We start from the raw sequence: 22,913 nt of genomic DNA on the forward strand, positions 1-22,913 counted from the left end.
TGGAATGACCGCCGCATTTCATCCGTTCGTGAATTTACACCCCGTTTCGCGATGGTCTTGTTACCAAAAGATAATCCTGAATCAGCCGGTTACGCAGCCGGTCGCCCCGCGCGACACACCTTTGGTCACTGAGATTTGATTATCTATGAGCATTCCCGTCAATCAGTGGCAAATACTACTTTTCAGCAAGATAACCACGAATGATTGCGCGCGATTTACACCGAAATACGCGAAAAAGACCGGCACCGCATGCCACGCGCCGCATAATCGCGCGCACCGCCCGACAGCCACGCCGCTTCGAGACGGCATGCGGTGCGTGCAGCCGTTACATGCCGTAATCTGCCGGCGCGGTCGCCGCTCAGGTTCGCAGCGCCGTCTCGTCATGCCGGGCTGGCCGATCGCGCATGCCGTCCTCGCTCGGAGCGTCGTCTTCCGGCGTGAAACCGGCCGGACCGGCCATCTCCTCCTGCAACGCAGCATAGCCGTCCATCACGAAGCGTGTGAGCTCGTCCCGAAAGCGTGCCGAGCCGAAGAATTCGGCATTCGCCCGACACGCATGCGGATCGATCGACCCGCGCGGCAGCGCTTCGAAACGGGCAAGCGCATCGAGCAGCGCGTCGACCGTCTGCGCGCGGTAGAACAGGCCCGTCGCGCCGGCGCCCGGCCACGCGCGCACAGATTCGCGCACGCCGCCCTTGCCGTACGCGATCACCGGCGTGCCGCAGGCCTGCGCCTCGACCGGCGAAATGCCGAAGTCCTCTTCCGCCGCGAACACGAATGCGCGCGCACGCTGCAGGTGGTCGTGCAGCACGTCGAACGGCTGGTAGCCGAGCAGCGTGACGTTCGGCCCGGCGAGCGCGCGGATCTTCGCCATCTCCGGCCCGTCGCCGATCACGACGAGGCGGCGTTCCGGCGTACGCGAGAACGCGTCGACGATCAGGTCGATCCGCTTGTACGGCACGAGCCGTGATGCGGTCAGGTAGAACGCCTCCTTGTCCGAACGCAGCGACAGGTGGTCGACGTCGACCGGCGGATAGATCACCGTCGCATCGCGCCGGTAGGTCTTGCGGATGCGGCGTGCGATGAAGTGCGAATTCGCGGCCACGCGATCGACGCCATTCGCCGAGCGCGCATCCCAGTTGCGGATGTAATGCAGCAGCGCCCGCGCGATCGCCGATTTCGGCCCGCGTGCGAGCCCGGCCTCGTTCAGGTACTGGTGCTGCAGGTCCCATGCATAGCGCACCGGCGAATGCACGTAGCTGGCGTGGAACTGGTCCGGGCCGCTCAGCACGCCCTTCGCCACCGCATACGAGCTCGACAGCACGACGTCGTATGCCGACAGGTCGAATTGCTCGATGGCCAGCGGAAACAACGGCAGGTAGCTGCGGTAGCGCGTACGCGCGAACGGCAGCTTCTGGATGAAGGACGTGCGCACCGCGCGGCCGCGCAGGCAGTCACGATCCTCCAGGAAATCGACGAGGCTGTAGACATCGGACTGCGGAAAGCAGTCGATCATGTGCGCCAGCACGCGTTCGGCGCCGCCAGGCACGACCAGCCAGTCGTGAACGATCGCAATCTTCAAGTACCGCTCCCGATTCTTCATTGACATTCGATATGAACGAGCCGCGCAACGCGGCCGTCATGCCGTGGCAATTATGGGAAAGCACCGCCACGACCGGTGTGTGCTACCGCACATTGCGCTGTTGTCGGTGCGCCAGGACTGTCCTACCGCACGCCAGCCGACAAACCGGAACGTGAGTGCGCTTTCGAACAGACCGGCGCGCGCGGTATCCGCATGATGATCCTCGCCGCACCGCACCGGACACACGCGTCCGTGCGGCACGGCGTGCTGAAGGTTTCACGCGAGGACCGCATCATGGAATGGCATTGTTGTGAATTCGAACATCTGAGCGCCGTCGATCTCTATGCAATCCTGCGCGCACGCAACGCCGTGCTGGTCGTCGAGGATGCGCATACCCATCTCGACATCGACGGCAAGGACGCGGGCGCATTGCACGTCTATGCAACCGTGCGCAACGGCGACACAGCGGAAGTCGCGGCCTACGCGCGCCTCCTGCCCGGCGACGACATCGACCCGGACGTCGTGATCGACAAGGTACTGACGAGCGAAGCGTGCCGCGACGGCGATACGCTCGAGCACCTGCTCGAACGCGCACTGACCGCCGCGCTGGCCGCGTGGCCGGACGCCGCGCTGCGCATGCACGTCCCCGCACCGCGCCAGGCGTTCTACAAACGTTTCGGATTCCGCAAGGCATACGGACCGTATCTCGAACAGGGCGCGCCGTTCGTCGGCATGATCCGGCCGGCCGACCGCGCCGCCGGCGCGCTGCGCCAGTTGCTGTCCCGGGCCGTTTCGACCGCCCGGCCCCGAACCGAAGACGCACGCGCCGACGGGCGCGTACACAACCGGCTGCCCGCCGATACCGGAGCCAACCGATGACCCGCACCCTACGCCCGGTTCCCGAACCCGATCTGCCACGCATCCTGCCGGTCATCCTCGCCGGCGGTTCCGGCACGCGCCTCTGGCCGCTGTCGCGCGAACAGTTTCCGAAGCAGCTGATCGAATTGACGTCGAACGAATCGCCGCTGTCGGCGACCGCGCGCCGCCTGAACGGCATCGCGAACGCCGCGCTGGGCGACACGCTGTTGCTGGTGTGCGGCGAACAGCATCGCATCATGAGCGCCGCGCAAGTGGTCGACCGCGCGGCGCCCGCGCGCATCCTGCTCGAACCCGCCGCGCGCAACACGGCGCCCGCGCTCACGCTCGCCGCACTCGACGCCAGCGCGCTCGAGGACGATCCCGTGCTCGCGGTGATGCCGGCCGATCACGTGATCGCCGACGTCGGCGCGTTCCAGGACGCGGTCGCTCGCGCGGCACGTTACGCGCAGGAAGGCGCGATCGTCACGCTTGGCGTGCTGCCCCGCCGCGCGGAAACGGGCTACGGCTATATCCGGGTCGGCGAGCCGCGTACGAGCCGCCACGGCGGACAAGGCGGCTACTCGATCGGACGCTTCGTCGAGAAACCCGACGCAGCGCTCGCCGAGCGCTACCTTCAATCGGGCGACTACTGGTGGAACAGCGGGATTTTCGTCATGCGCGCATCGGTCTGGCTCAAGGCGATACGCGCACTGGCGCCCGAGATCCATGCGGCATGCGAGTCGGCATGGCGCGCGGGCGTCGCCGAGGATCCGTTCTTCCGGATCGACGCGGAGGCCTTCGACGCCTGCCCGTCCGACTCGATCGACTACGCGGTCATGGAGCGCCTCGCCGACAGCAGCGAGCTCGGCATCGAAGGCATCGTGGTGCCGCTGTCGGCCGGCTGGTCGGACGTCGGCACGTGGGATGCGATCTGGGAAATCATGCCGAAGGACGATCACGGCAACGTCGCGCGCGGCCCGATCGTGTTCGAGGACACGCAGGACAGCCTCGTACGATCGGAAGGCCGTCTCATCGCGTGCGTCGGGATGAAGGATGTCGTCGTGATCGAAACGCCCGACGCGGTGCTCGTCGCGAACAAGCACGACGTGCAGCGCGTGAAGAACATCGTCGCACGCCTGAAGAGCGACCGGCGCCCGCAGGCGAGCGAACACCGCAAGGTGCAGCGTCCGTGGGGGCATTACGATTCGATCGATCTCGGCGAGCGGTTCCAGGTGAAGCGGATCGTCGTCGAACCGGGCAAGCGGCTGTCGCTGCAGATGCACTATCACCGCGCCGAGCACTGGATCGTCGTGCGCGGCACCGCGAAGGTGACGCGCGGCAACGAGACCTACCTGCTCAGCGAGAACGAGTCGACATACATCGCCGTCGGCGAAGTCCATCGTCTCGAGAATCCCGGCCGGATTCCGCTGGAGATCATCGAGGTGCAATCGGGCAACTATCTCGGCGAAGACGATATCGTGCGCTTCGACGACCAGTACGGACGCGCCGTCGTCGACACGCTGCCGGAACGGCACGCGGTGCCGCTCGCCGCGCGGGAACCGCAGGTGCAAGTGGCGGAGGGAGACGTCGTGCGGTAATCGCGGGCCACGCACGCCGGCGCGTGCATCGAGTCGTCAATCGATGCCGCGCTGCGACGCTCGCGCCTGCCTGAGCGCTTCACGCACGCGCGGCAGCACCGAGGTGTCCGCCCCGACCTTGTCGATCGATGCCGGCTGCACGACCGGTGCCTTGCACGGGTCGGCGTTCCCGCCGCCCGAGGTGCAATCTCCGCCCCCACCCACCTGCACCGGCATCCCGCCGATCGCGGACAACTGGTTGTCCGCGATCCGGTACTGCGATACGTTGCCCCATACGCGAATACCGGCGAACCGTGCGCGCGACACACGGTTGCCGATCACAGCCACGCGCGTCACCGAACCCGACCACGTACTGACGTCGATCGCGGCCTGCTGCGTCAGCGGGCGCGGATCGGTACGCGCGGCCGCGGTCTGGATATCCGAAATCTCGTTGTTCTCGACCAGCACGCCGGACGCACCGTAGGTCCGGAAGCTGTCCTCCTGTGCGACGAGAATGCCCGCACTCACCTGTACGTTGCGCACGACGTTGTTCGCGATCGTCACGTCGGCGCCGCCGACCACCGTGATGCCGCGCCCCCATGCATTACCCTCGAGCGAGTTGTCGGCGATCAGCACGTTGCGACTGAGCACGCCGTCGCCCTGATAGCTCACCACCGCGATCATGTCGTCGCCGGTGCCGCGCACGACGTTACCGCGCACGAGCACGTTGCGCGCACCATGCGTGATGTGAATGCCGTCCGCGAGGGTCGCGAGCACTTCGTTGCCGACGATCGCGACATCCGTTCCGCCAAACACGAAAATGCCGCCACCGCCGCCGTCGATCGCGTTATCGAGCACCTGCACGTCACGCCCCGTCACTTCGATCTTGGTCGACCTGGGCGTGCCCATCCGCGTCGAGCCCGTTCCCGCCAGCCTGAATCCGGCGATCGTCGTGCCGGTGCCGCGCATCTCGATCGTCTGGTCGTCCGGCACCGTCGCGATCAGCATCGCGCCGTAACCCGACAGCACGACCTGCGCTTGCCGGACGACGAGCGAGCGGCCGACGATGTATCGCCCCGGCGCGAACACGAGTCGTTGGCCCGGCTGCAGCGCATCCAGCGCGCGCTGCAGTGCGTCGGCCTGATCGGCGCCGTCGGGCGCCGGGGCGACATGGGCATCTGGCACCGCGGTCCGGATCGTCGTCTGCGGCGCCGGAGTCGCGTGAGTCACCTTCGCAGCGTGCGCCTCGCTGGGGGGGCCGGCGGTCATCCACACACCGAGCAGCGCGCAGCAAAGACGTGAAAAGCATCGGCGCCCGGTCATGTGTGCCGCTTCCACGCGTGTCATGCCGGTTGCGGACGCATGGTCGCGCCGCGCCCCGGCCATGCCGGAAATCCGGCAACGCGTGCGGTGCCCGTGCGCAGCGCAATCAGGTAAGCCGCCATCGGCACCGCCACACCGGCAAGCGTGCCGATCGCGAGGTGCGTCGCAAGACTGCCGATGCCCACGCGCATCAGCACGATGCGCACGCCGGCCATCACCAGGATATGCATCAGGTAGATCGGCATCGACGCGTACCCGATCGCCGCGAGCCAGCCGGCACGCGCGGACGACGATGCATGGCGGTATGCAAGCTGCAGCATCAGTGCGATGCCGGCGAACGCGGTGGGCACGGCCCAGACGCTCGTTGCACTTCCGACTCCATGCGCGAAAGCAACCGCCGCGACGAAGGCGAGCGCCGTCAGCCCGCACGCCGCTGGATGGCTGTTGCGTTCGAGCCAGCCCGGCAACGCACGCGATGCCACGACGCCGGCCACGAAGAACGGCCAGTTCATCAGCGTGGTCGACACGATGCCCCACTGCGTCGCCGCGCCGATCGCGAGCCCGAGCAGCGCGCTTGCCACGAGCGCACCGCGGATGCGCGACGGCATCGGCACCTGCAAAAATGCTGGCACCCGTCGTGCAATCAGCCAGACGCCGATCATGCAAAGCATCAGCGCGTACAGGAACCAGAACTGCGCGAACGGCCGCCAGCCGATCGCCAGCAGGTCGCCGAACGTGAACGGATGATTGGTGCCGTGCGATGCCATCGCAATCTGCACGCCGCCTTGCAGGACCGACCACAGCAGGTACGGATAGACGATCGTGCGTACTTTCGACCCGATGAACCGCTCCGGCGCGCCACGCAACGAGCTGCAGACGTGCAGCCCGGACAGGAAGAAGAACAGCGGCATGTGAAACGTGTAGATCACGTAGTCGACCCACGCGAACACGGTAGAGGGCATCCCGGCCGGCACGAGGCCCGACGAGACGGCGCCGCGCAATACATGCCCGTAGACGACAAGAATGATCCCCGCGCCGCGGGCGACGTCGAGGCTGGTTTCACGTGCAGTCGTAGTCATGTGAAGGTCGATGCGGTGGCCCCGTCAGGGCCCGCGCGCATGGTGAGTGGTCGTGAGAGACTCCACTCTATGCATGCCGCCAGCGGAAGACTGTGGGCTGGGCGACAGTTAGCCGATGTCGGGCGTGTGCCGGATCGCGGCGCCGCGCACGGTGGCGGACAGAGGTGGCCTCGCTCGTTCGGACAGGTTTCTGAGATTTTTAAGTGGAACGTCCGAGGCAGTCATGCTGCCGATTTAATCGCAGGCAGCGTCGCGAAGTATGCTTCATCCGGCGTTTGATCTGCCAGGCTCGAATGAGGTCGTTTCCGGTTGTACAGGTCAATGTAATCGGAGATGGAGCGCCGGGCATGGCTGACCGACTCGTACTTGATGCTGCGCCAGACCCGCTCGACGAACACGTTGTCGCGCCAGCTTCCCTTGCCGTCAATCGACAGCCGCACGCCCCGGCTCAGCACGGCCTCGGTGAACGCGCCTGCCGTGAACTGGCTACCCTGACCGGTACTTGCGATGTCCGGCAGTCCGTACCGGGCGAACGCTTCTTCCCGCACCTCGACGGCGTGCGTGGCTTCCAGCGTGATGGCGACCCGGTGTGCGAGAACCTTGCGGCTCGCCCAGTCCACTACCGCCGTCAGGTACACGAAGCCGCGCGCCATCGGAATGTACGACGTATCGAGGGCGAACACCTGATTGGCGCGCTCGATCTTCATGCCGCGCAGCAGGTACGGCCAGATCTTGTGCCGTCCGTTGCGCCGGCTCGTGTTCGGCTTGCAGTACAGCGCCTCCACGCCCATGCGTTTCATCAGCGTGCGCACGCGACGGCGGCCCACCTCATGACCTTCCCGGCGCAGCAGGCGCGCCAGCATCCGTGCCCCAGCAAACGGAAATTCCATGTGCAGTCCGTCAATGCGGCGCATCAGCAACTGATCGGCTTCGCTCACCGGCCGTGGCCGATAATACGCACGCGAACTCGCGATACCGACCAGTCGCGTCTGCTGCGAAACCGGCAGCACATGCCTACGGTCGATCATCGTTTTGCGCTCAGCAATCCCGCCTTGGTGAGCGCGCCTTCTAAAAAATCGTTCTCCAGCGTCAACTGGCCGATCTTCGCGTGCAGAGCCTTCAGGTCTACCGGCGGCTCGCTCGATGGCGCACCTGCCGTGCCGAACACGTTGGCTGCGCGCTCCTGCAACTGCCGTTTCCATTCCGTGATCTGGTTCGGATGCACATCGAACTGCTGCGCCAGTTCGGCCAGCGTCCGCTCGCCCTTGACCGCTGCCAGCGCCACTTTCGCTTTGAACGCCGCTGAGTGCGTCCGTCGGGTTCTCTTCGTCATCTTCCAGGTTCCTATGCCGGCATTGTCGCTGGCTCAGGCCGGAACGGATCACGATGACGATGCGCGAGCTGGACCGATTCAAGGTCATTCAGGACGTAGCCGACGGCAAGCGCGCGTGCAGCGCGTGTCCTTCAAACGCGTCGACGAACGCTATCGCAACACCTGCGCTCGATCTTCGCATTACATATGCGTCACGCGCCGCAGCACGAAGTAGAGATTTGACGAAATGCGGTTCACGTAGGGAATGGACTCGAACGTCCGGTTCATTCGCGCGCAGAGATTCGCGGCTGCGTCGAGCAGCTTCGAGCCGTTCACGCCTTTTGCGAAGGTTGGAAAGACCTGATGGTAGCCGCATGCCTCGACGACGAATCCCGAACGGAGAAAAATGTTCTTCGCGTATTCCAACCGATACAGCCGATTGTGGCCGTTGTAGTTCTTCATGGCCCGCGACATGTTTTCCGTGAGCGACGTGTGGTTCGGCAGGAACGTGACGATGAAGATTCCATCCGGTTTCAGCACGCGCCAGATCTGTTCGATACTGTGTTGCTCGAACGCGACGTGCTCGAGGACGCCGCTACCGAGCACGACGTCGAAGAAGCCGTCCTGATATGGCAGCACGTATTCGTGCTCGAGCACTCGGAAGTCGAGGTTCGCGAAGCCGTGGAATTCCTGGAAATCGTCGCCGGCGATGTCGCAGCCGTGAATATCGAGATCGGGATAAAGCACGCGCAGCATGCACGAATCCGGCGCATGCCGGCAGCCCCAGTCGAGCACTTTCGCGTCGTCGGAGATATACGACGCATAAAGTTCCAGTGTGCGCGCATGCCGGTCGAGCGTCGCGTCGTTCCCGATGGCCGACTTGATGTAGGCGCTATATATGCCATTGGGATTGCGCTGGACATAAGCGCGGCACAGGTCGGCGTAGGTTTCCTTTGCATGGCGGATACGCGAGCGGTCGAGCGGTTTCGTGTCGATCGGTTTGTGCACGTGGGCTCTCCTGTCTTGTTGACGATGGTTGTATTGCCATAGCGCAATCCGGCCATGCATGGAGACGGTGCTGCCCGGCGGCGCCGTGCATTGCTGCTGCGTGAAGAGACTCACTTGTTAACAATGTAACCGGCGTGCGAACGGAGGACTGCGGGCCAGACTACAGAGTGCGTCCGTCGGGTTCTCTTCGTCATCTTCCAGGTTCCTATGCCGGCATTATCGCTGGCTCAGGCCCGGCCGTTCCACTTATCCGACTGTCCGAATTTGCGAGGCCACCTCTGACGACGCTCGTTGCGGCCGCTTCACGAACCATCTGAACACGACGATCAGCAGCACGACCGGCACGAAATCCCGTCCGCTGAATAGATTTGGAATCCGCAGGATTTCCATCAGCGACACATAGAGCACCGCGTGCGCGCAGCACCAGAAGCCGCTCCCGCTCCGCCACCCCGCGTAGCCGCGCCCGAACACCCAACCGGCGAACGCCGCGTTCAGCAACCCGAACCAGCCCCATTCGTAAAAGTGGACGAAGATGCCCGACGGATTGTTGAACTCGGGATCGGCATAGCTATTCAGGAACAGGTCGACGCTGTCGCCCGAGTCGAGCCACGGCTGCAGCATCGCGCCGATCACCGGGAAGTGCAGCAGCCAGTCGAACGTGAACATCGGATGCCCGCTTCCCCAGCCGAGCACGTTGAGGATCCCGGCGCCGTTGTTCAGCGACGTCGAGTAATACAGGCCCAGGCGCTCGAGCGCGAAATCGAAGATATTGTCGTAGATGTGGATGTAGTAGGTTACCCACGACCGGTTGTATTCGTTCACGATGAACAAGCCGAGCATCAGCGGAATCGCTGCATACGGGCCGAGCGCGAGCAGCCGCGAGCGCTTGCGGCCGAACCGGAATCGCACGACCATCAGTGCGAACGGCAGCACCACCTCGATGATCGCGAGCCGCTCCGCGAAGATGAAACTGCGCAGCAGCGTCAGCACGGTGAGCACGGCCAGGTAGACCTTGTAGCGGTTGAAGCCCTTCACCGGCTCCCTGAACACGTAGAAATACAGCGCGACGAACGGCGCGGTCGCCTGCGTGAACGTGCTCAGGCCGGTAATACGCCCTTTCAGCTCGATCAGCTCGAACGTGTTCACGGTGCCGGACAGGAACGACACCAGCACGGCCGGATGCATGAGGATGCCACTCATCATCACGAGATAGCCGAACAGGGCGAGCGCGAACACGAAGTCGAGCACGCGCGGCGACAGTTCGACCGGCCCGTCGTCGGGCCCGCGCCGGAACTGCGCATCGGTCGTGGCGAACCACGCGGAAGCCGTCAGCACCAGCAGGAACAGGCCGCCCGCGAACGCGGAATAGCCGTCGAAATAGATGCGCGCGATCGACTTCTGGTCGCCGAGCAGGCTCATCGACAGCAGCCCGTACAACGGCAGAATGAAGAGCAGCACGAGCCGTGCCGGATCTTCCCACCAATAACCCGCGTAACCGGCCGCGCTGCCGGCGCGAACCTCGCGGCCACGCCTCGCCGGCCGACGCGTGCGCGAGCCGGCCGCCACTCGTTTGTTCATGATGTCCGTTCCATTGCTTCGCGTGCGCGCACCTTGCCGGGCGGCGCCACGCGCTCGCCGCTCAGCGGGCCGGGCCGCGCGCGCCCATCACGCCGGTGTAGCCGGATGCGGCCTGATGGGTGTTCGCCTCCGTGTAGCCATAGTCGTACCGTCCCGACGCGCCCTTGAAGTCGTTCAGGATCACGCCGCGCACGTCGATTTGCGCGTGCTCGAGCCGTCGAGCGCTTTCGTCGAGTTCCGCCAGCGTCGTCACGCCGCTGCGCGCGACGAGGAACACGGTTCCGGCCAGGCGTCCGAGCACCAGCGCGTCGGCCACCGGCAGCAGCGGCGGGCCGTCGATCACGACCATGTCGTAGCGTGACGCGACGTGCTCGATCAGTTCGGCGAATGCGGGCTGCAGCAACAGTTCGCCCGGATCGGGCACGACGTTGCCCATCGCCATGAAATCGAGGCCAGGCACCGCATCGCGCCTGATCGCCTGGTCGAACCCGTGCGTGCCGGCCACGACGTCGGACAGGCCAGGCGCGCGGCCGAAGCGGAACTGCTCGTGCAGCGATCCCTTGCGCAGGTCCGCGTCGATCAGCAACACGCGCCGCTTCGCCGCGCCCACCAGCGACGCAAGATTCGCCGCGACGAACGATTTGCCGACGCCCGTCGTCGGCCCCGAGATCAGCACGACGCTATTCGGCGCGGCGGGCATCGCCAGTTGCAGCGCCGTGCGGAAATTGCGCAGGCTTTCGAGCGCCGCGCCCTCCGGCGCTACCGGCATCGCCGGCTTGCGCCCGCTGCGCCGCCGCGCGGCCTTCGACGGCGGCACGGTCGGGTCAGACGGCGGGCTGTGCGGCACCGCCGCGAACACCGGCAAGCCCGTCGACCATTCGATTTCCTCGGCGTCACCGACCGTTCCGGCCACCCGCTGCCGCACGATCACAACCGCGGCGCCCGCCAGCAGGCCGAGGAGAAGCGACGCGATCACGGCCATCCCGCGATGCGGCCCGGTGGGCGTCTCGGCGATCTTCGCCGCGTCGACGATACGCACGGTACCGGTCTTGCTGGCCCGCGCGAGGATCATCTGCTGACGCGTGTTGAGCAGGTTCGTGTAGAGCGCGGTATCGACGGCCACGTCGCGCTGCAGCTGCAGCACGCCCTGCTCGACGGTCGGCAGTTGCTGGATCTGCTTGCGCACCGTGTCGAGCGAGTGTTGCGCATCGGCGAGCTGCGCATCGACCGCCACGACGGCCGGATGCTTGGGCATGAACCGCGTCAGCAGTTCCTCGCGGCGTTGCTGCAGCGTCTGCACGCGCGTCTCGATGTCGACCGACTGCTGGCGCAGCGCAAGCCCTTCGTCGCTCGTATTGACCGTGCCGTGCGATGCGCGGAATGCGTTGAAACGGCTTTCGGCCTTTTCGAGCTGTGCCTTCAGTTGCGGCAACTGCGCATCCATGAAGCGGATCAGCTTGTCGGCCGCTTCTGACTTGCGCTGCGTGTTCTGCGCCAGATACGCGTCGCCGACCGCATTCAGCACGCGGCTGTCGTGCACGGGATCGGGGCCGTCGAGCGTCACGCCGATCATGTTCGACTGCTTGCCGCGCTCCGAGATCAGCGCGTTCTTCTGCAGCCACGCGGTCGCCTCTTCTTCGCCGTAGCGCGTCAGGTCGAAGCGTGCGCCGGGCTCGCCCGCCACGTCGCGCACGAACACGTCGAGCGGCCCCTGCGGCGTCTCGACATGCAGCGGCTGGCCGATCCTGCCCTGCCAGACGGGCCCGGTCCTGCCGAGCAATCCCGTGCGCTGCAGCGTATAGGTGCCGCCGTTGCCGACGACGAGCGCGAAACGCTTGCCGACGAAACGCTTCGGCACGTCGAAGGTCGGGACGTCGATGCGCTCCGTGCCGTACACGTAACCGCCCGGCAGCGGCGACGACAGCCCGTCGGCCGCGTTCACGAACCGCCAGCCGATGACCGGCAGGTAATGCGGCCGCGCATCGATGGCCAGGTTGGTGTCGTCGACCGCGCGCGCCATCACCGCGCGCGACTTCAGCACCTCGATCTCGGTCGACGCATCGGTCTTCAGGTCGAACACCGACGACGGGTCGCCCGGCGGCGAGTTCGTTTTCGACTCGGTCGGGCTTTGCTCGACCTGGAACAGGATGTCGGTCCGGTAGACCGGCCGCGCGCAAAGCGCATAGAGGGCCCCGGCCAGCGCACCGGCAAGCGCCGTGCACAGGATCAGCCGCCGGCCGCCGTGGAGCATGGCCCAGTAGCGGCGGTACGGATAGGACGGCCGCAGCGCGGGCCCGTCGTGCGGGTCAGGGAGAGTCTGGGCGTTCATACAGGATCGGTCCCGTAGACGCGACGCATCGCAATTGCGCGATCCGTCACGAGGTTCACGGCGAAATGGCCTTGGCCGTCAGCGCACCCTGCGCGGACGACGGAATCAGCAGGTTGACGACACGGCTCCAGCGCACCAGCGACGACGCATCGACGAACACCACGTCGCGACGCTCGAGCGGGAACCGGTCGGCCAGTGCGAACGAGGCCGGCGAACGCCCGTCAAGGTGAAAGACCTGCGGCCGGTTGCCGGGTCCGCGCCGCACCACGAACACTTGCCGCGCATCCGCGGTGTACTGGCTGACGCCGCCCGTGTCGCCGAGCGCCTCGCCGAGGCTCATCCGGCCGTCTGTCAGCGTCAGCGTCGCCGGACGCGACACCTCGCCGAGCACGAACACCTTGCTGTCGCTCGCCGCGCGCACGCGTACCAGATCACCATCGCGCAGCAGGATGTTCGTCGGGTTGATGCCCGCGGCCAGCATCGCCGGCAGGCTCACCATCACGGTCTTGTCGCCGCGCGTCACCGACACCTGCGAGCGGTCGGCCGTCGTGGTGAAGCCGCCTGCGCGGTCGATCGCCTCAGGCAGCGTCATCGGCATGTCGTTGACGATCTGCAGCCCCGGGGTGCGCACTTCGCCGTCGAGATAGACGCGCTTGCTGCGGTACGCCTGGACGCGCACCGCGATCTGCGGCTTGCGCACGTACTCGCCGAGCCGCTTGGTCAGCACCGCGCGCGCCTGCGCCTCGGTCAGCCCCGCCACGTGCACGAGGCCCGCATACGCGAACTGCACGCTGCCGCTTGCGTCCACCGTGTAGCCGGTCGCGACCGAACTCGCGCCGACGCCATCGCCGCCGCCCGTCGTCTGGGTCGTCGGCAGGTTCAGTTCAGGGTGATCCCACACGACGATGTTCAGCACGTCGCCGGGGCCGATCACGTAGGGCTTCGGCGTGCCGAACAACTGGCGGATTTCGGCATCGACATTCGCATGCTGTGCCGCATGTTGCTGCTCGACGTACGCCGGCGTGATCTCAATCAGGTCTTCGCTCGACACATTCTGCACGCCATCGAGACCGCCCGCGCCCGATGCGTCGGCGCTCACGCGCGCATTCGCGTCGCGTTCGGCCGGCGGGTAATACGTCATGCCCGGTGAAAGCGCGCACGCGCTCAGCGTGCACACGGTCGCCGCCAGCGTCACGCGCGACAGCCAGCGCGTGCGTGACTGCCGCATCGCACGTGTCGATTCTTTTTGCGTCGTCGTTGACATGGTGTCCTTCCGAAACTGTGCGGTAACCCGCCTAACGCGGCGGGCTCCGGCATTACGCTTGCCTGCGCGGCTCGCATTGCGGCGCCGCGCTTCCTTCGTCACCGCACGTCATTCCGTACGATTCGTCATGAACTGCTCTTTGTCGCTTTCGTCACTCGTCTGCATCCTGTCGGCCGGCTTCGCCTGCGCCGCCGATGCGCAGTCGCTGCGCCCCGACCCGGCCGATACGCCGGCCTTCATCTCGCCTGCGGCGATCGACCCGACCCTGCCGATCCCACGGCAACGTTCAGCCCAGACCGCGGCGGTCAGCGCCGCGACGCCGGCTTCCGATTCCGCTGCTCCGGGCCTTGCACTTCCCGCCACCCGTGCCGACGTGGAACCGGAATCTCGTGCCCGTGGCGTGCTGCGTCGGCCGCTCGTGCCAAGCCGGCCGGGCCGTCCGAAAGCCGCAAGCGCATCCGGCGACGGCGCATGGGATACCGGCACGCTGTACGCATCGCCGTACACGACATCGCCTTACGCGCAACCGGGTGACGCCGACTGATGTCGCCCGGTCATGCGCCGGTGTAACGGCGCTCGCACCGATACGGGATTGGACACCGGCGCGACGGGCGCGTCTGTGAGCAAGCCCACCGAACGCCGATCTTCATGCGAACGGGGATCGCCCCCCCTAACCGCCCCACCTCGCGCGGCGGGCGTCAGGAACTTCTGACCGACACATTCGCGTAGGAGCGGCCGGCCGCGTCGGGTGCCGACGGATCGGCAACGCGTACGACCGCCCAATCCGAGTCGCCGCTCAACATCTGCGTGCAGAGATCGATCACGGCGGCGGTTCCCGCGATGCCGTACAGCGCGTGATCGACCTGCGGCATCAGGTGCAGCCGCACGTGGCGCGAGCGCCGAAACGCGTGCTCGACCGCGCCGAAGTGACGCCGGACATCGTCGATTCCTGGATCGAGCGCGCCGTAGACGAGCATCGTCCGAACGTTGCGCTGCGCGAGCTCGCGCATCACGCCGCGCGGCGTACCGGCACGCGGCTTCCAGCCGATTCGCGCGGCCGCCCTCTTCACGGGCACGCTGATGCGTGCGATCCCGTTGGCGGCCACCGCGCGCAGGATCGGGCGCACATCGCGCCGTTCGAGGACGAGCCGCTTCCAGCGCCGCCAGTCGCGCACCGACAGCCAGTAGCCGCGCACCGAGTTGATCCGCTGTTTCTGCGCCGCTTCGAGCGTGAGCCCGACCGGCCACACGAAGCGCGCGAGGTTGATCGCGATTACGCCGCCAAGCGATGGCGTTTTCACCGCTGCATGCAATGCCGCGTAGGCGCCCGAACAAATGCCGGCCGCGATGACGTCCGGATGACCGATCGCGCGCAGCCAGTCGGCGGCCGCCGCGACGTCGTCGATCGCCTCAGGCGAATACACGACGCCCGACTGGTCGTCCGGTGCATCGGGCCCGCTGTCGCCCACGCCACTCACGTCGATCCGCAACGTCGTCACGCCGGCTCGCGCCAGCGTACGGGCCAGACGTACGCCGAAGCGCCCTTCGCCGCTGCGCGGATTCGTCGACGTGTTCGCGATCACGAGCGCCGGGCCGACCGGCGTGGCCGGCGGCGTGTCGGCCGGGCGGCACAGCACGCCGACCAGTCGGTTCGAACCGACCGCGACGACCTGCTCCGTCATGTCGCCCATGTCGAGCGCGACGGCCGACTCGCCGCTCCATGCATGCACGGCGCGCGGCGGAACGCCGGCAGCCGCCGCGGCGACGCCCCGGCCCGGAGCGCGCGCGACGATCCAATTCACCACCGTGTCGATCGCCGCGTGCGGCAGGTGCGAACGCGTGCCGTCGAGCATCGTCGTGGACCATTCACGAAACGGATCGCACGTCACCTCCACGCCACGTGCCACGAGTGCGTCACGCAACGCAGGCCCGTCACCCTGCTCCGGCTGGACCAACAGCATCGCGCCAGGCAACACCGGCGCATCGCGCACGACGTCGCAAAGATCGATGGCCTTCAGCGCATCGGCGAATTCGGCCGGGAAGCGATGCCCGAGCACGTTCATGCAGGGTTCGTCGCGATGCGCAGCGCGGGTCGCGGGCGGCATCGTATCGAGCCACTGGCGATGCACGAACGACAGCTCGCGCAGGTACGCCCGGCCGCGCACGACCGGTGACAGTGCCACCATCGCATCGACGCGCGGCGACGCGCGTCGGCCGGCGGCGGCCAGCATCGCGAACAGCGCGCCCGCGCGAATGCCGACGAGCGTCAGCGCGGTCACGCCGGCTTCGTCGCGCAGCAGGTCGATCGCACGATGAATGCTGTCGACGCTGGCGGCGTACCGTCCGGCGTCGAGATCGTCGCCGGCCGAATCGCCGGCGCACGGGTAGTTGAACCGCAACACCGTGATGCCCTCGCGGGCGAGACGCTCCGCGACTGCCCGCATGAGCTTGTGCGTCCATGCGGCCTCATGGCCCAGCGATTCGCACAGGATCACACCCTGTGCCGTCTGTCCTTCGTGCAGCCACCCGACGCAGCTGCCGAACGTTATCGGCTTCACTCGGTACTCCTCGGATCGGTATTTGTTTTTCCGTGCACAACCGCGCCGGCGGTACCGCGGGAATACGCGATGGCGCGATTCCAGCCGCGGGCCGGCGCTGGCAGAAACCGGCTGCAGCCATCCGCCGCGCCCCTGCGCGGCCCGCTCGCCGTGTTTCATGTGTCCGATTAGATCATCGGGCCCGACCGCCCTTCGGTGCGCCAGCTTACAAATGCATTCATCACTGGCGCGATGCAACGCCGGCCCCCTTTCGCGATTCGTTCCGTCATGCGAACGGAATCCGCGAACGGTAGGCTCGCGAACAATGCCCCGTTGTTCGGCCCGTATCATGGCCGCCATACGATGTTGCCCGTGCCGGCATTGCCGGTCAAAACCGGCGCCGCCGGAACGGGTCGCGAATCCTCGCAGCCGGGTCAGCGCCGACCGGCCGCGCATCCGTACGGCTGCACGCAACCCGCCGCCATGCGATACCCAACGGCGCCGACCGAGCGAATGTCAAACCTCAAGAAGAATTTCCTGCTGCTGCTGACGTTGCAGATTTCGATGTATGCGGTGCCGCTGCTGATCGCGCCGCTGCTGACGCACGCACTGGGCCCGGAAGGCTACGGCCAGCTCGCGTTCTCGCTGGCAGTGATCGCGTATCTCACCAACTGCACGAGTTACAGCTTCGACTTGACCGCCACGCCGCGCATCGCGCTCGCACGCGACGACCGCGCCGAGCGCTCGCGCATCTTCTGGGCGACGCTGTATGCGCAGATCGGGATCGCGGCCATCTGTTTCGTCGTGCTGGTGCTGCTCACCTTGCTGATCGGGCGCTTCGGCGACGACCGCGACCTGCTGCTGATCGGCTTCGGCATGGTGGCCGGCGTCGCCTTCACGCCCGGCTGGTATTTCCAGGGGATGGAGAAGCTGCGCGCACTCAGCGTGATCCTGTTCGTCGGCCGGGTGCTGAGCCTGCCCGCGATGTTCGCGCTCGTCCACAGCCCGGCGGACATCGATCGCGCGATGATCGTCAACGCCGCGGTGCCGGTGCTGTCGGCGATCGCGCTGGCCATCTACCTGTACTTCCATCGCGAAATCGACTTTGTCCGCGTAGGCGTGGCCGACATCGCCGAATCGCTGAAGGGCGGCTGGCAGGTGTTTCTCGCGTCGACGTCGATCGCATTTTATGCATCGACCAACACCGTGCTGCTCGGCTTCGTGTCGGGCAACGTCGCGGCCGGTTACTTCGCCGCCGGCGACAAGCTGATCCGCGCGGCGCTCAGCCTGCTCCAGCCGCTGAAGGCCGCCACCTATCCACGCATCAGCTACCTGATGCGGCACGCACGCGACGACGCGTTCTCGTTCCTGCGCAAGCTGTTCGTCGTGCAAGTCGTATTGGTACTCGGCATCTCGCTCGTGATTTTCTTCGGCGCGCCGCTGGCCGTGGGCATACTGTACGGCCCGTCGTACGAACCGACGGTTCACGTGCTGCGCTGGATGGCGTTCATCCCGTTCATGGCCGGCATGACCGACCTGTTCGGCGTGCAAACCATGCTGCCGCTCGGCATGAAGACGGCTTTCACGCGCATCCTGATGTCGTCCGGCATCCTGAACATCGTGCTGCTGCCCGTGCTCGCGAAATACTTCGCGGAACTGGGCGCCGCGGCCGCCGTGCTGGTCGCGGAGGCTGCAGTCGCCGCCGCGCTCGCGGCCGTCGTCTATCGCGCCGGCATTCCGCTGCCCGGCAGCTCCCTTGCGCGCCGCTAGCATGCGGCCGCATGACGGCGCGGTGCCGGTTTCCCGCGCCGAGAAGCCCGAACCCAGTTCATGCGGGAGCCGCTCATGGCAGACCTGACCATTGCAATCTGCAACTACAACCACGGCGCCTATCTGCGTGCCGCGATCGACTCCGCGCTCGCGCAGACCGCCGACGATATCCGTGTCCTGGTGGTCGACGACGGATCGACCGACGACTCCCGCGAGATCATCCACTCGTACGGGGAACGCATCGCGGCGGTCTTCCAGGAAAATCGCGGCCAGGTCGCTGCATACAACCGTGCGCTTGAGCACGTCGCGACCCGCTACGTGCTGCTGCTCGACGCGGACGACCTGCTCTACCGCGACGCGTCCGCCCGCGTGCTGGCCGCGTTCGCCTCCGGCGACTTCGTGAAGGTGCATTTCCGGCTCGACGTGATTACGCGGGATGGCACCGCGACGGGCGTCACCGTCCCGCAGTCGGACGTGGCCACCGATTGCGGCCGCCTGCTGCGCGCGGGCTGGCTGTATCCGTCGCCGCCTGCGTCGGGCAATGCGTACCGAAGCGACGCGCTCAAGCGCATCTTCCCGGTGCCAGTCACGCCCGACAACCTGCACGGCGCCGATTTCTATGCGATCTACGGGATCGCGCTGCTCGGTCCGGTCCACATGATCGACGCCACGCTCGGCGGCTATCGTGTCCACCAGCCGGCCGCCCCTGCCGCCGGCGACACCGGCCGCGGCACGGCCGATCTTGCGTTCGCCAATGCGGAGGATGCCGCCACCGGTGCGCTGAAGGCCGCGCGCCGATGGTCGACGCTGCGCACCATTGCCGGCACGCGGCTTCACGAAGCGCTGCCGGGCGAACCGTTCGATTTCTCGATCGAAAAAGCGCGCTTCGCGAGCACGCTGTACCGCGCGCCGCTCGCGCGCCGCTGGCGCTGGTTCCTGTCCGAATCGGGCCGCTACTGGCATACCGTGCTGCGCAATCCGTTCTGGCGGCCGTTCAAGAAACTGGCCGTCACCGGGCTGTCGCTCACGTGCCTGCTGCCGTCGTCGACACTCAGCGACCGCGCGATTCGCTACATCGCGAATCCGCTCGCGCGGGCCCGCCCCTCGACCGATTCGCAAACCGCAACCCGCGCTGCCCGATAACGACGTGCGTGATCCATTCGATGCGCACGCAACGAGCCGGGCCGTCTTCGTCAACGCATTTCCGCGCGAAAACGCCTGTATCCAGGTACTTCTTACGCCACCGCACGATCGCGATCGGGAACGTTGACCGTCTTTCCACCTCACCACACGACCGATCCGAAAAAAGATCGTACGTATCGGTAGAAACACCGATGCTGTAGTCAAACTACATTCGTACGATTGGTCGCTGCAGAGAATCGCTACATCCGATTCGACAGTGTCCGACGGTCCGCGTCGCCGTCCTCGATGTTCGATCGGGCCCAACCGGCCGTAACGATTCCCCGCCTGGCCTGGCATGCCGACGCGCAATCACCCTGCATTGCCAGCCGAATGCGTCCGGTGCGAATCCACCGGACGTGCGCAGCTCCAGACATCATTCGAACAACCGGCAATACGATCATGGAGAGCAACATGCGGGACAAACTCTGGCCGGCCGTCGTGCTGGCAGCGACCCTCTGCACCACCGCCTACGCAGGCGACGCCGATTTCAATTCGCAGGGCGACGCGACCGATGCATTCGCGTCGGCCGCCGCGCAACGACGCGCCGACCTGCTCGTGCGCAAGATGACGCTCAACGAGAAACTTCAGTTCATTCATTCGCAATACGAAATGTCCAAGGTGCCGGGCGGCGGCGCCGGCTACATCCAGGGCGTGCCGCGGCTCGGCATTCCCGATCTCAACATGGTCGACTCGGCGACCGGCTCCGGCAGCACGTCGCAGGCCAGCACGACGTTTCCGGCAACGATCGCCGTCGCCGCGAGCTGGGATCGCCGGCTGTCGTACGACTACGGCAAGCAGGTCGCGATCCAGTTGCGTGCGCAAGGGTTCGGCATGGGTCTCGGCGGCGGCACCAACCTCGCGCGCGAGCCGCGCGGCGGCCGCCTGTTCGAGTATCTCGGCGAAGATCCGCTGCTCGCCGGCGACCTGCTCGCCGAACGCACGCTTGCCACGCAGCGGCAGAAAGTCATCGCGACGATCAAGCACTACGCCGGCAACGAACAGGAGCACGGCCGGATGGGCGGCAACACGCAGATCGACGAACGCACGCTGCGCGAGCTTTACCTGCTGCCGTTCGAGATCGCCGCGAAGCGCGGTCGCCCCGGTAGCGTGATGTGCAGCTACAACCGCTTGAACGGCGCGTATGCGTGCGAAAACAATCACCTGCTGAACGACGTGCTGAAGAACGAATGGGGCTTCCAGGGCCAGGTGCAGTCCGACTGGGGCGCCACGCACAGCACCGCGGCCGCGATCAACGCCGGGCTCGACGAGGAAGAGGACGTCGGGACGACCGTGTACCTGACGCCGGCGGCCGTCAAGCAGGCGATCGCGAACGGCTCGGTGTCGACCGCGCGCCTCGACGACATGGTGCGCCGCAAGCTCGCCGTGATGATACGCGTCGGTGTGATGGACGATCCGGCCAAGGGTGGCGGCACGATCGATTTCTCGGCCGCCAACCGGTTCGCGCAGGCTGCTTCCGAGCAGTCGATCGTGCTGCTGAAGAACGACGGCAACCAGTTGCCGCTGGCCGCATCGGCGCTGTCGCGCATCGCCGTGATCGGCGGCCATGCGGACGCGGCCGTGCTGTCCGGCGGCGGCTCCGGCAACACGCGCGATCCGGTCTCGGGTTCGTTCGCGGGCTGCGGCGGCCTGACGTTCGGCTCGTCGACGGGCTGCAGCTGGTGGCGCAATCCGTGGCTGAAGGTCGACGTGCCGATCGTCGCGGCGATCCGCGCGCTCGCGCCGGCCGCGCAGGTCACGTACGCGGGCAACAGCGACCAGCAGTCGCCGTTCCGCGCGTACACGCAACAGGAAATCGACCAGGCCGCGGCACTCGCGGGCCGCTCGGATGTCGCGATCGTCGTGGTCGCGCAGCCGGCCGGCGAGGATTTCGGCGACCTGCAGAGCCTGAGCCTCGCGAACCCGTCGAACCAGGATGCGCTCGTCGAAGCCGTCGCACGTGCGAATCCGCACACGATCGTCGTCGTCCAGAGCGGCAATCCGGTGCTGATGCCGTGGAAAGACAACGTGTCGGCCATCGTCGAGGCGTGGTATCCGGGCGAAGCCGGCGGCAAGGCGATCGCGAACGTGCTGTTCGGCGCGGTCAATCCGTCCGGCAAGCTGCCCGTCACGTTCCCGGCGCGCGATCAGGATTCGCCGACCTGGGGGCAAAACGGCACGTTCGACAACGATCCCGTCTACGCGGAAAAGCTGAACATGGGCTATCGCTGGTATGACGCGCGCAACATCAAGCCGATGTTCGAGTTCGGCTACGGGCTGTCCTATACGCACTTCGCGTATTCGGGGCTGTCGGTGTCGAAGCAATGGGACGGCTCGCTGAGCGTCGCCTTCACCGTGCGCAACGACGGGCGTGTCGCCGGCGCGGAAACGCCGCAGGTCTATCTCGGCGTGCCGTACAAGGACGAACCGCCGAAGCGGCTGGTCGGCTGGGAGAAGATCCGTCTGAATCCGGGCGAGGCGCGGCATGTGCGCGTGACCGTATCGCCGCGCATGCAAAGCGTGTGGGATACGTCGCGTAATGGCTGGCGGGTCGTATCGGGCGGGACGGTGTATGTCGGTGCGTCGTCGCGCGATATCCGGCTTCAAGGCAACTGATCGCGGCTGAACCAACGGGGAACCGCGCGCCACGCGCCCGGCTTCCCCGTGTTTGCCGATCGTCCGAAAGGCGTTACCTGAGCAGCAGCGCGAGCACCGTCGCGAGCGCGGCCATCGCGACGATCGCCGCCACCATGCCGGCCAGGTGCGCGGCTACCACCAGGCCGGCCGGCAAGCGCGACGCGATGCCGGCCATCACGCACCGCCCGCTTCCAGCGTGTCGAGCAGCGGCCGCGCCAGATGCAGAACCTGGTACACCGTGCCGGCCCCGCCTTCGTCCGGCTCGTGTTCGGTGACGAGCGCACGCGTCAGCCGCCAGCGTAGCGGGTCGAGACTCACGGCCGCCGCCACCACACCCTGCCGCGCCGCCGCTTCGCGATTGCGTGCGACCTCCCGTGCAAGCGTCGTGTCGAGGTCGGCATCCGCCGGAATATCGATGGTTTCCAGACGGGCGAAGCGTCCCGTCGACGCACCGCCCTTGCGCGCGTCGAGGGCAACCTGCGTGTCGATTGGCGCGCGCCCGAAGCTGTCTGTCACGACCCGATAGCGACCGTCGGTCACGAACCCGGCAAACGCCTGTTCGCTGCGCCACAGATAGAACGACGCATAGCCGTTTTCCGTCGCACCGAAACGGCCGGCCTCGCGGAGCAGGAATCCCTTGAACAGCAGTTCCGGCGCGTCGTCCCACAACCTGCCGCGCTCGCGGACACGATTGCGGATGATGTCGAGGTCGTAGTCCGCCGGCAGGCGGTGCACGTAGTACGCGGTCAGCATGATCGACTCCTGACGAAAGAAACGGTGGAATTCACAACGGCCTGGAAACAGCGTAGAAGAGCTTGAGTTATTTGAAAAGGCGATGGCAGAATATTTCAATGATTCGCTTTTCAAATGGATGAGTGCG

17 protein-coding genes are annotated in these 22,913 nt (G+C 66.4%); 6 read left to right on the plus strand and 11 right to left on the minus strand.

Features of this window, described 5'->3' with window-relative positions:
- Positions 1–358: 358 nt before the first annotated feature.
- Positions 359–1,582 (minus strand): glycosyltransferase family 4 protein, encoded by a 1,224-nt coding sequence (locus KEC55_RS20855; protein ID WP_282510294.1) that lies wholly within the window; start codon positions 1,580–1,582, stop codon positions 359–361.
- Between the two features lie 213 nt (positions 1,583–1,795).
- On the opposite strand from KEC55_RS20855, the gene KEC55_RS20860 reads away from it, so the two are divergent.
- Together KEC55_RS20860 and KEC55_RS20865 are read left to right on the plus strand one after the other, a co-directional pair.
- Entirely contained in the window at positions 1,796–2,461 is a 666-nt protein-coding gene (locus KEC55_RS20860) for a GNAT family N-acetyltransferase (protein WP_282510296.1), read from the plus strand.
- Entirely contained in the window at positions 2,458–4,038 is a 1,581-nt protein-coding gene (locus KEC55_RS20865) for a mannose-1-phosphate guanylyltransferase/mannose-6-phosphate isomerase (protein WP_282510298.1), read from the plus strand. The genes KEC55_RS20860 and KEC55_RS20865 overlap by 4 nt, the downstream gene beginning before the upstream one ends.
- Positions 4,039–4,074: 36 nt before the next feature.
- On the opposite strand, the gene KEC55_RS20870 is transcribed toward KEC55_RS20865, so the two are convergent.
- The 7 genes from KEC55_RS20870 to KEC55_RS20900 form a co-directional block, all read right to left on the minus strand.
- Complete coding sequence (locus KEC55_RS20870) at positions 4,075–5,340, minus strand: right-handed parallel beta-helix repeat-containing protein (RefSeq protein ID WP_432626312.1); 1,266 nt, start codon at positions 5,338–5,340, stop codon at positions 4,075–4,077.
- A 20-nt stretch (positions 5,341–5,360) separates the two neighbouring features.
- Positions 5,361–6,419: an acyltransferase family protein gene (locus KEC55_RS20875; RefSeq protein ID WP_282510302.1), complete on the minus strand. Its 1,059-nt coding sequence runs from the start codon at positions 6,417–6,419 to the stop codon at positions 5,361–5,363.
- A 221-nt stretch (positions 6,420–6,640) separates the two neighbouring features.
- Positions 6,641–7,752 (minus strand): IS3 family transposase gene (locus KEC55_RS20880; protein ID WP_432626313.1). Its coding sequence is split into 2 segments (ribosomal slippage): positions 6,641–7,488 and positions 7,488–7,752, totalling 1,113 coding nucleotides; the frame shifts between segments, so codons are not numbered across the junction.
- 180 nt (positions 7,753–7,932) lie between these two features.
- Entirely contained in the window at positions 7,933–8,739 is an 807-nt protein-coding gene (locus KEC55_RS20885; RefSeq protein WP_282510306.1) for a class I SAM-dependent methyltransferase, read from the minus strand.
- 246 nt (positions 8,740–8,985) lie between these two features.
- The gene (locus tag KEC55_RS20890) at positions 8,986–10,317 is read right to left on the minus strand and encodes an oligosaccharide repeat unit polymerase (RefSeq protein WP_282510308.1); all 1,332 of its coding nucleotides are present in this window, start codon (positions 10,315–10,317) and stop codon (positions 8,986–8,988) included.
- Positions 10,318–10,378: 61 nt separating this feature from the next.
- Positions 10,379–12,646, minus strand: a complete 2,268-nt coding sequence (locus KEC55_RS20895; protein WP_282510310.1) for a polysaccharide biosynthesis tyrosine autokinase — start codon at positions 12,644–12,646, stop codon at positions 10,379–10,381.
- Between the two features lie 55 nt (positions 12,647–12,701).
- Entirely contained in the window at positions 12,702–13,910 is a 1,209-nt protein-coding gene (locus tag KEC55_RS20900; protein WP_282510312.1) for a polysaccharide biosynthesis/export family protein, read from the minus strand.
- 58 nt (positions 13,911–13,968) lie between these two features.
- Between KEC55_RS20900 and KEC55_RS20905 the strand changes: the two genes are divergently transcribed.
- Entirely contained in the window at positions 13,969–14,454 is a 486-nt protein-coding gene (locus KEC55_RS20905; RefSeq protein ID WP_282510314.1) for a hypothetical protein, read from the plus strand.
- 154 nt (positions 14,455–14,608) lie between these two features.
- Here KEC55_RS20905 and KEC55_RS20910 read toward each other — a convergent pair whose 3' ends face one another.
- The gene (locus tag KEC55_RS20910) at positions 14,609–16,468 is read right to left on the minus strand and encodes a serine aminopeptidase domain-containing protein (RefSeq protein WP_348995899.1); all 1,860 of its coding nucleotides are present in this window, start codon (positions 16,466–16,468) and stop codon (positions 14,609–14,611) included.
- Between the two features lie 492 nt (positions 16,469–16,960).
- Between KEC55_RS20910 and KEC55_RS20915 the strand changes: the two genes are divergently transcribed.
- The 3 genes from KEC55_RS20915 (at position 16,961) to KEC55_RS20925 (ending at position 22,012) form a co-directional block, all read left to right on the plus strand.
- Positions 16,961–18,217 (plus strand): oligosaccharide flippase family protein, encoded by a 1,257-nt coding sequence (locus tag KEC55_RS20915; protein ID WP_282510318.1) that lies wholly within the window; start codon positions 16,961–16,963, stop codon positions 18,215–18,217.
- 75 nt (positions 18,218–18,292) lie between these two features.
- The gene (locus tag KEC55_RS20920) at positions 18,293–19,360 is read left to right on the plus strand and encodes a glycosyltransferase family 2 protein (protein WP_282510320.1); all 1,068 of its coding nucleotides are present in this window, start codon (positions 18,293–18,295) and stop codon (positions 19,358–19,360) included.
- Between the two features lie 450 nt (positions 19,361–19,810).
- Positions 19,811–22,012, plus strand: coding sequence for a glycoside hydrolase family 3 C-terminal domain-containing protein (locus KEC55_RS20925; protein WP_282510322.1), 2,202 nt, complete (start codon positions 19,811–19,813; stop codon positions 22,010–22,012).
- 73 nt (positions 22,013–22,085) lie between these two features.
- On the opposite strand, the gene KEC55_RS20930 is transcribed toward KEC55_RS20925, so the two are convergent.
- Both KEC55_RS20930 and KEC55_RS20935 read right to left on the minus strand, forming a co-directional pair.
- Positions 22,086–22,211 (minus strand): hypothetical protein, encoded by a 126-nt coding sequence (locus KEC55_RS20930; RefSeq protein ID WP_282510324.1) that lies wholly within the window; start codon positions 22,209–22,211, stop codon positions 22,086–22,088.
- Positions 22,208–22,900: a DUF4865 family protein gene (locus KEC55_RS20935; RefSeq protein WP_282510326.1), complete on the minus strand. Its 693-nt coding sequence runs from the start codon at positions 22,898–22,900 to the stop codon at positions 22,208–22,210. The genes KEC55_RS20930 and KEC55_RS20935 overlap by 4 nt, the downstream gene beginning before the upstream one ends.
- Positions 22,901–22,913 lie beyond the last annotated feature (13 nt).

Source organism: Burkholderia cepacia (genome assembly GCF_029962485.1).
Lineage (GTDB): Bacteria > Pseudomonadota > Gammaproteobacteria > Burkholderiales > Burkholderiaceae > Burkholderia.

What these genes read in the sequence shown, in the direction of transcription:
- KEC55_RS20890 (WP_282510308.1), bottom strand. Translation starts at nt 10,317, where the DNA reads ATGAACAAACGAGTGGCGGCCGGCTCGCGCACGCGTCGGCCGGCGAGG.
- KEC55_RS20865 (WP_282510298.1), top strand. Translation starts at nt 2,458, where the DNA reads ATGACCCGCACCCTACGCCCGGTTCCCGAACCCGATCTGCCACGCATC.
- KEC55_RS20895 (WP_282510310.1), bottom strand. Translation starts at nt 12,646, where the DNA reads ATGAACGCCCAGACTCTCCCTGACCCGCACGACGGGCCCGCGCTGCGG.
- KEC55_RS20900 (WP_282510312.1), bottom strand. Translation starts at nt 13,910, where the DNA reads ATGTCAACGACGACGCAAAAAGAATCGACACGTGCGATGCGGCAGTCA.
- KEC55_RS20875 (WP_282510302.1), bottom strand. Translation starts at nt 6,419, where the DNA reads ATGACTACGACTGCACGTGAAACCAGCCTCGACGTCGCCCGCGGCGCG.
- KEC55_RS20870 (WP_432626312.1), bottom strand. Translation starts at nt 5,340, where the DNA reads ATGACCGGGCGCCGATGCTTTTCACGTCTTTGCTGCGCGCTGCTCGGT.
- KEC55_RS20925 (WP_282510322.1), top strand. Translation starts at nt 19,811, where the DNA reads ATGCGGGACAAACTCTGGCCGGCCGTCGTGCTGGCAGCGACCCTCTGC.
- KEC55_RS20915 (WP_282510318.1), top strand. Translation starts at nt 16,961, where the DNA reads ATGTCAAACCTCAAGAAGAATTTCCTGCTGCTGCTGACGTTGCAGATT.
- KEC55_RS20920 (WP_282510320.1), top strand. Translation starts at nt 18,293, where the DNA reads ATGGCAGACCTGACCATTGCAATCTGCAACTACAACCACGGCGCCTAT.
- KEC55_RS20860 (WP_282510296.1), top strand. Translation starts at nt 1,796, where the DNA reads ATGATGATCCTCGCCGCACCGCACCGGACACACGCGTCCGTGCGGCAC.